Annotated in this window: 11 protein-coding genes; 6 read left to right on the forward strand and 5 right to left on the reverse strand. The window is 42.8% G+C overall.

Going from position 1 to position 12,847, the window contains the following annotated elements; all coding sequences use genetic code 11:
- Positions 1-91: 91 nt before the first annotated feature.
- Positions 92-2,386 carry a fibronectin type III domain-containing protein gene (locus tag RBB12_RS04885; RefSeq protein ID WP_306013371.1) on the forward strand — a complete coding sequence of 765 codons (2,295 nt, stop codon included), beginning with the start codon at positions 92-94 and terminating at the stop codon, positions 2,384-2,386.
- Positions 2,387-2,398: 12 nt separating this feature from the next.
- Here the strand turns inward: RBB12_RS04885 and RBB12_RS04890 are convergent, their stop codons facing one another.
- Entirely contained in the window at positions 2,399-2,914 is a 516-nt protein-coding gene (locus tag RBB12_RS04890; RefSeq protein ID WP_306013370.1) for a thioredoxin family protein, read from the reverse strand.
- 98 nt (positions 2,915-3,012) lie between these two features.
- Positions 3,013-4,251, reverse strand: coding sequence for a diaminopimelate decarboxylase (gene lysA / locus RBB12_RS04895; protein WP_306013369.1), 1,239 nt, complete (start codon positions 4,249-4,251; stop codon positions 3,013-3,015).
- 171 nt (positions 4,252-4,422) lie between these two features.
- Between lysA and RBB12_RS04900 the strand changes: the two genes are divergently transcribed.
- From RBB12_RS04900 to RBB12_RS04920, 5 genes are all read left to right on the forward strand, one after another.
- The gene (locus RBB12_RS04900) at positions 4,423-5,061 is read left to right on the forward strand and encodes an LON peptidase substrate-binding domain-containing protein (protein WP_293289638.1); all 639 of its coding nucleotides are present in this window, start codon (positions 4,423-4,425) and stop codon (positions 5,059-5,061) included.
- Positions 5,062-5,178: 117 nt separating this feature from the next.
- Entirely contained in the window at positions 5,179-6,372 is a 1,194-nt protein-coding gene (gene sucC, locus RBB12_RS04905) for an ADP-forming succinate--CoA ligase subunit beta (RefSeq protein WP_127141370.1), read from the forward strand.
- 347 nt (positions 6,373-6,719) lie between these two features.
- Positions 6,720-7,055 (forward strand): hypothetical protein, encoded by a 336-nt coding sequence (locus RBB12_RS04910; RefSeq protein ID WP_179384228.1) that lies wholly within the window; start codon positions 6,720-6,722, stop codon positions 7,053-7,055.
- Between the two features lie 116 nt (positions 7,056-7,171).
- Positions 7,172-7,573, forward strand: a complete 402-nt coding sequence (locus RBB12_RS04915) for a TerB family tellurite resistance protein (RefSeq protein WP_293289640.1) — start codon at positions 7,172-7,174, stop codon at positions 7,571-7,573.
- 115 nt (positions 7,574-7,688) lie between these two features.
- Positions 7,689-8,114: an Hsp20/alpha crystallin family protein gene (locus RBB12_RS04920; protein ID WP_127141373.1), complete on the forward strand. Its 426-nt coding sequence runs from the start codon at positions 7,689-7,691 to the stop codon at positions 8,112-8,114.
- Positions 8,115-8,204: 90 nt separating this feature from the next.
- Here RBB12_RS04920 and uvrB read toward each other — a convergent pair whose 3' ends face one another.
- From uvrB to RBB12_RS04935, 3 genes are read right to left on the reverse strand one after another with little or no spacing between them, the layout of a single operon-like run.
- The gene (gene uvrB, locus RBB12_RS04925) at positions 8,205-10,193 is read right to left on the reverse strand and encodes an excinuclease ABC subunit UvrB (protein WP_179384225.1); all 1,989 of its coding nucleotides are present in this window, start codon (positions 10,191-10,193) and stop codon (positions 8,205-8,207) included.
- Positions 10,194-10,242: 49 nt separating this feature from the next.
- Entirely contained in the window at positions 10,243-11,973 is a 1,731-nt protein-coding gene (locus tag RBB12_RS04930) for a T9SS type B sorting domain-containing protein (RefSeq protein WP_306013368.1), read from the reverse strand.
- 29 nt (positions 11,974-12,002) lie between these two features.
- On the reverse strand, positions 12,003-12,836 hold the full coding sequence (locus tag RBB12_RS04935) for an ABC transporter permease (RefSeq protein ID WP_179384223.1): 834 nt from the start codon (positions 12,834-12,836) through the stop codon (positions 12,003-12,005).
- Positions 12,837-12,847 lie beyond the last annotated feature (11 nt).

Raw genomic sequence — 12,847 nt, forward strand, 5'->3', positions numbered from 1 at the left:
AAAGTTAATTTATTCGGTTTTTTTTCAATTGTAGCTTTTTTCTGATATAGGTTTCGTATACTTGAGGTGAATAATCAACCTCACTTATACTATGTTCAGAAAAGTTGCCTTTTCCCTTTTTTCTCTATTTCTATTATTTTCTTGTGGAAGTGATTCTGGAAGTGGTGAGGAGCCAGTTGAAGTTAACTTGCCATCTGTGACCACAATTGCTGCTAGCTCCATTACCAATAATTCTGCCCGAGTTGGAGGCAATATCACCAATGATGGTGGAGCAACAATTACAGCAAGAGGTATTGCTTGGGGAACAAACTCAAATCCTACTATTTCCGGTAATAAAACAACCGATGGAACAGGTGACGGGGAGTTCAGTGCTGCCTTATCCGATTTAGAAAGTGCTACACAGTATTATTTTAGGGCTTACGCAACAAATTCCGAAGGAACTGCCTACGGGGACGAAAAAACCTTTACCACCAACGTATCCCTGGCAGCTGTTTCTACTAAGGATGTAACCGATATAACCGACAGTTCTGCTGTAAGTGGAGGTCTTATTTCTGATGATGGCGGAACTACTATTATTTCCAAAGGAATATGTTGGAACACGAATGGCAATCCCACAATAGAAGACGATATAACCGAAAATGGGCAAGGCGCGGATGAGTTTGTTAGTGAGTTAAGTGGGCTTTTGCCTAACACCACGTATTCAATTAGAGCTTATGTAGTAAATTCTGAAGGGGTTTCTTATGGTAATGAGGTCCAATTCACAACAAATCCATCTTTACCATCCGTTACAACCAAAGAAATTACGGAAATAGGTCAAATTTCAGCAATAAGTGGCGGAGTTATCTCGTCTGATGGAGGTGCTGATATTACAGCACGGGGTGTTTGCTGGAGCACCGATCCAAATCCTACTATAGAAGATAATAATACCGCCTTTGGTTCAGGAATAGGAGATTTTGATATTACGCTTCAGGACTTGACACCCAACACCCAATATTACGTGAGGGCTTATGCCACCAATGACGCTGGCACTGGATATGGTCAAGAAATCTCATTTACAACATTAGAGGTCAGCACTATATACGATGGAGATATTGTTTTATTGACCCAACAAGAGGTTGATGATTTTGGTTCCAATAATTTCTTGGAAATTACTGGGAGTTTGACGATTGGGGATAATACTGGTATTGTCTCAGACATTACAAATTTGGACGCATTGAGTTCATTGGAAACTGTGGGCAATTTTCTGGCAATTTATAACAATGATCAACTAGAAAACTTAAACGGTTTAGTCGGTATTACGTCAGTTGGAGGAGATATGTTGATTGGTATGAATGACTTGTTTACTGAAATCAATGGATTGGGCAACATAACGGTTATCGGTGGAGCACTTGAAATTTTCAGCAATGATTTGATTCAGAACATTCAGGGATTATCAAATGTGACATCACTTGGAGGTGGTGTAAGAATAGTGAGAAATGAAGCACTCGCCAGTTTGGCTGGTTTTCCCAGCTTAACGGAAATCGATGGTAACATTACGATACGAGAAAACGCAATTACAAGTCTGATAGGTCTTGAAAGTTTACGAAATATTGTTGGAGATTTTTCAATTCTTAATGAAGTTTTGTTGCAAGACTTGGCAGCTATACAAAATTTGGAATCTGTACAAGGGTATTTTGGTATAACTGGTACTGCTATTACAGAGATCAACGGGTTTAACGGTTTATCGCTAGTGTCAGGTCTGATTAGGATAAGTGGAAACAATCAACTTACTTCGGTTCAGGGTTTTTCTAGTATAACCACTTGTAGTGGTATTCAAATTCAAAACAACGATTTATTGGTATCTATATCCGGGTTTGACGGACTTGAGACAGTAATGGGCGATTTTAGGATAAATATTAATGGTTCCCTGAGTTCCATCGGTCTGCTCAATAGTCTAACCGCTATAGAAGGAGATCTATCCTACAGCTCCAATAGTACTTCGGACATGGGATTTCTGGCGAATCTTACCTTGGTGGGAGGCAATGCTCGCATAGCAGATACCTCTACCCTTACATCCCTATCTGGAATGGAAAATTTAGCGCAGATAAATGGAGATTTAACCATAGATAATATTCAAGCAACTTCATTGTTGGATGGTTTGGCAGGTCTTATTACCGTTGGAGGAAACATCAATATAAAAGAAAACACCAGCTTGCTAAGTGTTGGTTTTTCAAATCTAACAAGTGTATTTGGGGATATTCAAATATCCAATAACGTAAGTCTTACTGATTATTGCGAACTCCAAGCCTTTTTGATTAATGATGGACTTGGAGGTACATTTAGCGCTGTTGGTAATGCATATAATCCCACAGCACAAAATATTATAAACGGAAACTGTACTAACTAATTTGGGAAGGCATTATTTCCCAGCATAGCTTTGCCAATCCTTATCCTTGTAGATATTGTCGCCAAAATACTTGGCAATCTGCATAAAGGGCTCTACTTTTTGATATCCGGGTACGGGAGACAACATATTGAAATCTTCATCCAAAAAAACAACGGTGGGGTAGCTCATCTTGCCTTGCAATAAAGCTGCGGCCAGCTCGTGGTATCCCCTTCTTCCCGAGGGTACAAACTTGAAGGTCTTTCCTTGGTATTGGATGGGGTCTTTGCCCTCTGCATCCATTTTTACCATATAAAAGTTGTCCTGCATGTATTGGGAAACCTGTGGGTTTTGAAACGTATCCTTGTCCATTTTTTTACACCATCCACACCAGTCGGTGTACACATCCACAAAGATTTTTTTGGGTTGGGCATCCGTCTGGGAAAGTTGCACGGCTTCTTCCCAAGATATCCAATTAATGTCTTGGGCCTGTACGTTAAAGCCGATAAGTGCTACAAAAAGTAAACTGATTCGGGTAAAAATTGAGCGCATAGTCTTTGATTTTGACAATAAAGTCGTCCTGTTGATACAAAACTAACGAAAATTGTGCCAAAAAAGTATGGGCTTTAACAGTCCCTAAAGCTTTGCGCTTACTTTACCGCTTGGGTCTTGGGCGATTCAAACAAGTCCTTCACATCCACTTGATTGGCCAAGATGTCGTCGAAGGTTTCCCGTTTTCTGATGAGGTGTCCCTTGCCTTTGTGCCAAAGGACCTCTGCGGGGCGATATCTCGAATTGTAATTGCTAGCCATGGTAAAGCAATAGGCGCCGGCATTTCTGAAGCAGAGAATATCGCCTTCCGTAATTTCATTGATCCTGCGGTTGCTACCGAAGGTATCGGTTTCACAAATATATCCTACCACCGAATAATAACGCTCCCTACCGTTTGGATTGGAGATATTGCTAATTTCGTGGGTAGATCCATAGAGCATGGGGCGTATCAAATGGTTGAAACCTGAATCCACACTGGCAAAAACCGTGGATGTGGTTTGCTTCACCACATTCACTTTGGCCAAAAAGAAGCCGGCTTCGCTCACCAAGAACTTACCGGGCTCAAAAGCAAGGGTGAGCTCCCGCCCGTATTCCTTACAAAACTCGTTGAATCTCTTGGTCAGTTTTTTGCCCAACTCGTCCACGTTGGTCTGTATGTCCCCTTCTTTGTAAGGCACTTTAAAACCGCTACCAAAATCGATGAACTCCAAGTCCTTGAAGTTTTTGGCCGTTTCAAAGAGAATTTCCGAAGCGTACAGGAATACATCAATATCCAAAATATCACTGCCGGTATGCATGTGTATTCCGTTAATGTTCATGTCGGTGAGTTCCACAATGCGCAACAAATGCGGTATTTGGTGAACGCTTATCCCAAATTTGGAATCGATATGTCCAACAGAAATATTGGAATTTCCGCCCGCCATCACATGAGGGTTGATTCGGATACAGACCGGGATATCGGGATGCTTGCTGCCAAATTGCTCTAAAATGGATAGGTTGTCGATGTTGACTTGTACCCCAAGCGCAGCAGCTTCTTCAATTTCTTCCAAAGACACCCCATTGGGAGTGAAAATGATGGACTCTGGTTTAAAGCCTGCCAAAAGCCCCAATTTTACTTCTTGTATGGATACGGTGTCCAAACCACTGCCCAAGCTGTTCAATAATCTGAGAATGCTGATATTGCTCAACGCTTTGGCGGCATAGTTCAACTTTAAATGGGGTACCCCTTTAAATGCGCGGGTCAGTTTTTTGTATTGGGACGTAATCTTATCAGCATCATACACATACAATGGCGCACCAAATTCTTCGGTAAGTTGAAGTAAGTCCTTAGCATTCATAATGAAACAGATTATTTGAAACAAAACTAGGTGTTACGGGTCTTACTTACAAGAAATTTAATTTAATCTATCAAAATATAACAAATTGTTTGTTTTGAAACAATAGTCGATATGGCTACTATTGTGGCTTTGATTTTTGATATGTATTTTTAAGAAATCTCAACATTGAACATGAAGCTTCCATTATTTCCATTACAGTCGGTGTTTTATCCGGGCGAGACCGTGCCCCTTCACATATTCGAGGATCGGTACAAGCAATTGATCCATGATTGTAGGAGGGAGGCACTCACCTTTGGTATTCCCGTGTATATAAATAATTCCATCTCGTATGGTACGGAAGTTCAATTGGTGGAAGTGGTTAATACCTATGAGTCTGGAGAAATGGATGTGGTCTGCGTGGCGCGACAGATTTTTAAGGTATTGAGTTTTGAACAACAATTGGAAGGGAAACTCTATGCTGGTGGTGAAGTGGCCTTTTTGGAAACGGAGAACGATGCCGACGTGGATTTAAGGGCGGAAGTGCTTCAAAAAGTAGAGGAACTTTATGATATTATGGATGTTCCTTTTACCAAGACCTCGCCCAAGCAATTCAACAGTTACTCCCTAGCGCACAAAATGGGGCTTTCGTTTGAGCAGGAGTACGAATTATTGTTAATGACCAAGGAAACCGATCGTTTGAACTTTATCAAAGCGCATTTGGAAGCCACGACCCATGTACTGAACAAAGTCAACCGTACCAAGGAAGTGATCGAAATGAACGGGCACTTCAAAAACTTTGATCCGTTGGACTTCAAAGATTTTAAGTTGTAGCGGTTTCATTGGAAAAACACTCCGTTATTCTGTTTTAAAAGGTAATTATTCATTTAACAACTTCAATTTGTCAGCGGTGTTTTCTATTTTTGTCAGCAAACAAAAGTAAACTCACAGATGAATCTTCACGAATATCAAGGAAAAGAGATTTTAGCCAGTTTTGGCGTTAGGATCCAACGAGGAATAGTTGCGCACAACGCCAAAGAAGCGGTAGACGCCGCAAAACAACTTACAGAGGAAACCGGTACCGGATGGCACGTTATAAAGGCCCAAGTACATGCAGGTGGCCGTGGTAAGGGCGGTGGTGTAAAACTGGCCAAGAACTTGAAGGAAGTGGAAGAATTGGCGGGCAGCATTATCGGGATGAACTTGGTGACCCCCCAAACATCTGCTGAAGGTAAAAAAGTGCACCAAGTGTTGGTGGCTGAAGACGTGTATTATCCCGGCGATAGCGAAACCAGCGAGTTCTATATGTCCGTTCTGCTGAATAGGGGAACAGGAAGAAACATGATCATGTACTCTACCGAAGGAGGTATGGACATTGAAGAAGTGGCCGAAAAAACCCCACATTTGATTTTTACAGAAGAGGTAGACCCAGGATTGGGATTGTTGCCTTTCCAAGCTCGTAGGATTGCCTTTAACCTTGGTTTGTCCGGAACAGCTTTTAAGGAAATGACCAAATTCGTGATGTCCCTTTATAAAGCATACGTAGAAAGTGATGCCAGTCTTTTTGAAATCAACCCTGTGTTGAAGACATCGGACGATAAAATTATGGCTGTTGACGCCAAAGTAACCATAGATGATAACGCACTTTACCGAAGAAAATCCTACGCCGAAATGCGCGACCTTCGTGAGGAGAACCCCATCGAGGTGGAAGCCCGTGAAGTTGGCCTAAACTATGTGGATTTGGATGGTAACGTGGGCTGTATGGTAAACGGTGCCGGTTTGGCCATGGCGACCATGGATTTGATCAAAATGGCGGGTGGAGAACCAGCCAACTTCTTGGATGTGGGTGGAACTGCCGATGCCAAAAGGGTGGAGGAAGCTTTCCGTATCATCCTAAAGGATCCCAACGTAAAGGCCATTCTTATCAATATCTTTGGTGGAATCGTGCGTTGCGACCGTGTGGCACAAGGAGTTGTGGATGCCTATAAAAATATGGGCGATGCCATTCAAGTGCCCATTATTGTAAGATTGCAAGGAACCAACGCTGAGTTGGCCAAGGAAATTATCGATAACTCTGGTTTGGCGGTGCATTCTGCGGTGCAGTTCAAAGAGGCTGCCGATAAAGTAGAAGAAGTATTGAGCTAGTCTCACCTATCATATTTTTCAGAAGGGCAATACCCAAGGGTGTTGCCCTTTTTTTATGAAATTGGTTGGTTTGAATCCATTTTTAGTTGGAAACGGAATATCCATCCCTTAGTCCGTTCGTTTTGAGAGCTTTCCCAAAACACCCAAGAAATTACCAAATGTATACCGGCCCCAATCCACGTATTAGGCCAAGGTTAGGAACATTAAACATTTGTTAAATCCCCAGATACTGTAACATTTTAGATTTTTAATCGTCTTATTTTTGAGATGTCTTTAAAAAGAGCTCTTGAATAGGGTTCTTTTTTAACAAATCATTAATCATCAATAAAAATCAAAAAACAGAAATCATGAGAAAATTTAAGACGATTACAGTGGCGTTGGCTTTGTTCGTAACCATGGGTGCGTTCGCATCAGAAGGTAAAAAGGAAACCAAGGAAAAAAGTCTTTCCGGGCAGATTTACGAAATGTTGAAGGACAACCAATTCAATGTGGACTACAAAGAATTGAGCGCCGAAGTTCGTTTCATTGTTACCGAAAATGGCGAATTGATTGTACTATCCGTAAAAACGGAAGACGAAGTATTGGATGGCTTTGTAAAAAACCGTTTAAACTACAAAAAGGTACAATTGGAGAATGTTGCGCCAGGTAGAGTGTACGAACTTCCAGTAAGAATTACCGCTTAAAAAACGGAAATTGTTTGAGTTAGCTAGTAAAAGCCCTGAATTTCAGGGCTTTTTTGTGTACTAAAATGAAGGTTTTGGAGTTATGTAAGTGGAGCAACAAACCAAAACCTCACCATATGGGAACTTATGAGGAAAAATTAAGCATACTTTCGGAGATGATCGCCTTTGCTAGGGTAGATCATTCCCTAAAGCAATCCGAGTATGACTTTTTGCTTCAAGTTGCCAAGAGTCTAGGTGTGGATGAGGATACCTTCAAAGGGCTCTTAAAGGAAAGACCGCCCAAGGTCCGCTTAAAAACCCAGGCCGATCGAATAGTGCAGTTTCACCGATTGATGCTTCTTATGAACATCGACGATGAGCAGCATAAAAAGGAAATCGACAGACTTTACAATATCGGACTCCGAATGGGCCTGCCTCCTGCGGCCATCAGTCAGGTTTTGGAGGTGATGCACCGCTACCCCGACAAGATTGTCCCGCCCAATGTGCTGATCAATATCTTCAGGGCGCATTACAATTAATGTCACAATGACACCTTATTTCTTTTGAAAAATGTCAAAAAGTCAGTTATTCTGAATTGGTATATGATTTGACTTATACTGTGTGATTACAAAGTTTAACTAAAATTGAATCGCCATGAGTATAGTAAAAAGAAATAACCTGTTTTTTCCATCATTGATGAACGATTTTATGGGACCCGATTGGTTCGGAGGAACCGAAAAATGGAACGCTACCATGCCAGCTGTCAATATTAAGGACAATACCGAAGGGTTTGAATTGGAATTGGCAGTCCCAGGCATGAAAAAGGATGATTTCACCGTGGAAATCGATAACGATGTATTGACTATTTCCAGTGAAATCAAGACTGAAAATGAAGATAAAAATGAGAATTACACACGCAAAGAGTTCTCATATAGTTCATTTAAAAGAGCCTTTACACTTCCTGAAACCGTGGATGGTTCCAAAATCGACGCCAAATACGAGGATGGAATTTTGAAATTGACCTTGCCGAAAAAACAAGAGGCATTGCCAAAACCAAAAAGATTGATTGAAATCGCATAAGACAACAGAACACCAACTATAGGTGTTTCATGATGGTTGGATTAGTTGGTTAGTTTGGGACGCGCTCCTGCTTTGCAGGGGCGCGTTTTTTTATTCCTTCTCCTGTAGCATTTTGATCTCGTCCCGAAGTTTGGCCGCCTCCATGAAATTGAGCTCCTTGGCCGCCTTTTCCATAGCCTTTCGCTTTTCCCTGATCAGTTTCTCCTTTTGGTCCTCAGTAATATATTTTAAATCAGGTTCGGCAGCTCGTAGTTCTTCCTTTTGAAAATGATAGGTAGAGACGGAGTTTTTGGCCAGGGCACTATCGAGGTTTTTCTTCAAGGCTGTGGGGGTAATGTTGTTTTCCTTGTTGTAAGCCATCTGTTTTTCCCTACGATAATTGGTCTCGTCGATGGTCTTTTGCATGCTTTCGGTAATGGTATCGGCGTACATGATGGCCTTGCCGTTCAAATTACGTGCAGCACGGCCCACCGTTTGCGTCAAGGAGCGGTTGCTTCGCAAAAAACCTTCCTTGTCCGCATCCAATATGGCTACAAGCGATACTTCTGGCAGATCTAGTCCCTCCCTCAGCAAGTTCACCCCAATGAGTACATCAAATAACCCCTTTCTTAAATCTTGCATAATTTCTACGCGTTCCAAGGTATCCACATCACTGTGGATGTAGCGGCAGCGAACATCGATACGGGAAAGATACTTGGTAAGCTCCTCGGCCATTCGTTTGGTCAAGGTGGTTACCAAGGTACGTTCATCCAGTTCTACCCGTTGTTGGATTTCCTCCACCAAATCATCAATCTGGTTTTCGCTGGGGCGGACTTCTATCACGGGGTCCAACAAACCTGTAGGGCGGATAATTTGTTCCACATAAACCCCTTCGCTCAATTCCAGTTCGTAATCGGCGGGCGTGGCGCTAACATAGAGCACTTGATTCTGAAGGGCCTCAAATTCTTCAAACTTTAGAGGACGGTTGTCCATGGCAGCAGGTAATCGGAAACCATATTCCACCAAGTTCTCCTTTCGGGAACGGTCGCCGCCGTACATGGCGTGCACTTGGGGTATGGTCACATGGCTTTCATCCACCACCATCAAGTAATCATCAGGGAAATAATCCAGTAGACAGAACGGTCTGGTACCTGGTTTTCTTCCATCCAAATATCTGGAGTAGTTTTCGATTCCAGAGCAGTAGCCCAACTCACGGATCATTTCCAAATCAAAATTGGTTCGCTCCTCCAAACGTTTCGCCTCCAATGGTCGTCCAATTTCCTTAAAGTAATCCACCTGCTTCACCAAATCATCCTGAATTTCGCGAATTGCATTTTGGAGCACATCGGGAGAGGTAACGAACATGTTTGCTGGGTAGATATTCAGGGTATCGTATATCTCAATGACTTTGTTGTTGAAAGGGTCCAGTGCCTCGATTTCCTCAATTTCATCACCAAAAAAATGGATGCGGAACGCGTGGTCGGCGTATCCGGGGAAAACGTCCACCACATCACCTTTTACCCTAAAATTACCGTTCCTGAAATCGGCAGTGGTGCGAGCGTAAAGACTTTGCACCAATTGTTTTAGGAATTTGGTCCTGGAGATCACCTGGTCTCGGTGGATGGTGATGACGTTCTTCTGGAATTCGATAGGGTTACCAATACCGTAAAGACATGAAACGGAGGCGACCACCAATACATCCCGCCTTCCTGACAAGAGGGAAGAAGTGGTGCTCAATCGCAGTTTTTCAATGTCCTCATTGATGGAAAGGTCCTTTTCTATGTATAGTCCACTAGTGGGAATATAGGCCTCCGGCTGATAATAATCGTAATAGGATACAAAGTATTCCACTGCATTCTTTGGAAAAAACTGCTTGAACTCGGAATACAATTGTGCGGCCAAGGTCTTGTTGTGCGCAAGAACCAAGGTAGGTTTTTGCACCGATTCCACCACATTGGCCACGGTAAAGGTTTTTCCGGAACCCGTTACCCCTAGCAGCGTTTGGTGTCGTGTATTTCCCTCAATGCCTTCGACCAATTGGCGTATGGCTTCGGGTTGATCGCCCGTAGGCTTAAATTCGGATACTACCTGGAATTTCATGGGTTAAAAATACTAAAGGCTTGTCCCAAAATGAAGCAAAAAGGAGATATTATCGTTTTAGGGTGAAATGCCCCTTGTATTCGCGATTGGTATCATCAACCGCCAAAAACCAATAGTCGCCCGATGGTAACCGATTCCCACGAACCGTGCCGTCCCATCCCTGCGAATCTTGGGAAATTTGCTTTAAAAAGGTACCAAACCGATCAAAAATCCGAATGCTCTGAAAAGTGACAGGGTCAGAACCTCTAGGCTGGATGAATTGCCAATAATCGTTGATGGTGTCCCCATTCGGCGTAAAAAACTTTGGAAAACCTTCCACGGTCAAATCTTGGGTAAACAATCTTTCGGCAATGCCGCAGCCATTTTTATCCCGTACATAAATAGTGTGATTTCCCAAAGCAACATTGGTAAAAATGTTGCTATCGGAATAAGGCCCATTGCTATTGTCAATGGCATACTCATAATCACCGTTTCCAGAGACGATAACGGTCAATTGCAGGGATTGGCCCGTTCTTCGGGCTAGAATATTATCGATGGTTGGTCGTTGGGACGAGAGCACCTCAAACACTTGGGAGGAGGGGCACTCAATAAAATTCCCGTTCTGGACCACGGTGTTGTAAGCTTCGTAGCGATAGGTGCCGTTTTCGGTAATGGTTACCTCACTGGTAGAAGATATGACATTCTCGTTGCCAAATTGGTCAATTTGGTACCAACGATAACCCTCTGCTACGTCATCGGAAGCGATAACCAGCGGACCTTCATTTTCGCAGGACGAAAAAGTCTCCGGAAAATCAATGACCGGGTTTATGGTAATATATTCACCAGACTGAAAATCCAAATAGGGCCCACAGCCCAAAAGTGTAGAGAAACTGGTTTGGACACAGCCTTCGGCCTGCCCGGCATCGTTAAAGGGAACAATGGTGATAAAAAAGGTTTTGTTAGGCTCAAAATTCACCACAGGGGTGGAATTGGTATTAAAAATGGCACCATCCAAAATATCGGTTGCTGTAGGTGTAGTGCCAATGGTCACAATGTAACCAGTGGCGTCCGGGACGGCACTCCATTCCAATAAAGGGGAAAGCGGTACGTTGGTCTCCCCGTTCTGTGGGTAGATGATTGTGCTACAATCTGGTATGTCCGATGCCTCTCTGGTGGTGAATTGCTGGAACGTACAGCCAACGGCATTGCCCAATGGGTTGTACGGAGTAACCGTGGCATAAAAAGTGGTCTGTTCCTGCAATTCCATGGTGGGATTGTACGAAAGTGTATTGCCCACGTCCAGATTATTGAGCAGTTCCGTTCCCCCTGGCGTAGTGCCCAGGCTTAGGAAATATCCCGTAGCACCATACGCATATTGCCATGAAATATTGGTGTTGGGGTTAATGTCCACGGCCATATCCGGTGGATTGATCACCTGTGTGCAATTGGGTATCGCCGTCAAAGGCTCTGTGGTAAAAGTAGTACTGGGACAGGTAATATTGGGCTGGTTGAAAAAGAACAATGTGATGGTCACATAAATGGTCGTATTTGCTGGTAGGCCCAGTGGAGGGGTGTAGGAGGAGCCTCCCGCAAATTGAGAGCTCAAAATATCATCACCACCTGGTGTCGTGCCCAAGGTGATGTTATAAGAAGGCACTCCATCCACAGATTCCCAGTCAATGGTAGCATCCAAAGGGACATTGGTGGCGCCATTGGCCGGGAATACCATATTGGGGCACTCCTGTGCATAGGTGGATAGGCCCGTTAAAAGGGCCAAAAAAATGTATAATCTGCTCAACATTTACATGATTATGTGCATCTCACAAGATACTACAAATCACGTTTCTTCAATAATGCGTAGGATAAATAGATAAAAATGGCTGTCCAAACGATGACGATCAGAAACTCATACCAATACACATGATAATCGAATTTCATGTCCTCCCCAATCTGTTGACCGATGTTTTGTACTGCAGAGAGTCTTGTAAACGGTTCTTTGATCATGTTGCCCATCGATTCCAATGGAAAAAAGCGTTTGACCGATTTGGCAGCTTCCCAGCTCATCACCTTCCAGCCCAATAGACCAAACACGACTTGTTCCAAAATGGTCCAAAGAATGAGAAACCCTAAGGCAAAGGCCGAACGTTTGACCAAAATCCCCAAAAAGAGACAGAAGGAAAAAAAGGCAACCAGTTTAAAAAAGAATGCAGGCAAAAATTCCATATCGGAGAAGATGATGGAAACCTCGTTGTAATCGGAATATATCAAGCCAAGAATCATCGAAACCACAAACACAAATACCGTGGAAATCAATGCAAAGGAAATTACGGTAAGTACCTTGGAGAGAATAAATTCCTTTTTGGACAAACCATCGATCAGGTTTTGTTTGATGGTCTTGTTACTGTATTCGTTTGACATCATGGATACAATGACAATCGCCAAAAACAGTTTGAACAGTGCTGTAACAAAAGTGTTGAAGTGCCAGATATACGGAAAATTAAAAATTCCTTGATCGGCCAAGTGAAACTGCACCGGGCCAATATCAAACTTTATGGCAGCAATAAGGGCGATGGAGGTAAGGAGCACAAAATAAGAGATGATCAGCACCTTGCTGGCCCTATTGTTCCAAAGTTTTATAAATTCTATTTGTAGGAGACGTAACATTCGTTTTTTGA

The organism is Allomuricauda sp. MMSF_3307, from assembly GCF_030733585.1.
GTDB lineage: Bacteria > Bacteroidota > Bacteroidia > Flavobacteriales > Flavobacteriaceae > Flagellimonas.

Excerpts from the sequence above, each read along its gene's own strand:
- RBB12_RS04885 (WP_306013371.1), top strand. The coding sequence starts at position 92 with ATGTTCAGAAAAGTTGCCTTTTCCCTTTTTTCTCTATTTCTATTATTT.
- RBB12_RS04930 (WP_306013368.1), bottom strand. The coding sequence starts at position 11,973 with ATGTTGAGCAGATTATACATTTTTTTGGCCCTTTTAACGGGCCTATCC.
- RBB12_RS04920 (WP_127141373.1), top strand. The coding sequence starts at position 7,689 with ATGAGTATAGTAAAAAGAAATAACCTGTTTTTTCCATCATTGATGAAC.
- RBB12_RS04900 (WP_293289638.1), top strand. The coding sequence starts at position 4,423 with ATGAAGCTTCCATTATTTCCATTACAGTCGGTGTTTTATCCGGGCGAG.
- RBB12_RS04915 (WP_293289640.1), top strand. The coding sequence starts at position 7,172 with ATGGGAACTTATGAGGAAAAATTAAGCATACTTTCGGAGATGATCGCC.
- uvrB (WP_179384225.1), bottom strand. The coding sequence starts at position 10,193 with ATGAAATTCCAGGTAGTATCCGAATTTAAGCCTACGGGCGATCAACCC.
- RBB12_RS04935 (WP_179384223.1), bottom strand. The coding sequence starts at position 12,836 with ATGTTACGTCTCCTACAAATAGAATTTATAAAACTTTGGAACAATAGG.
- RBB12_RS04890 (WP_306013370.1), bottom strand. The coding sequence starts at position 2,914 with ATGCGCTCAATTTTTACCCGAATCAGTTTACTTTTTGTAGCACTTATC.
- lysA (WP_306013369.1), bottom strand. The coding sequence starts at position 4,251 with ATGAATGCTAAGGACTTACTTCAACTTACCGAAGAATTTGGTGCGCCA.
- RBB12_RS04910 (WP_179384228.1), top strand. The coding sequence starts at position 6,720 with ATGAGAAAATTTAAGACGATTACAGTGGCGTTGGCTTTGTTCGTAACC.
- sucC (WP_127141370.1), top strand. The coding sequence starts at position 5,179 with ATGAATCTTCACGAATATCAAGGAAAAGAGATTTTAGCCAGTTTTGGC.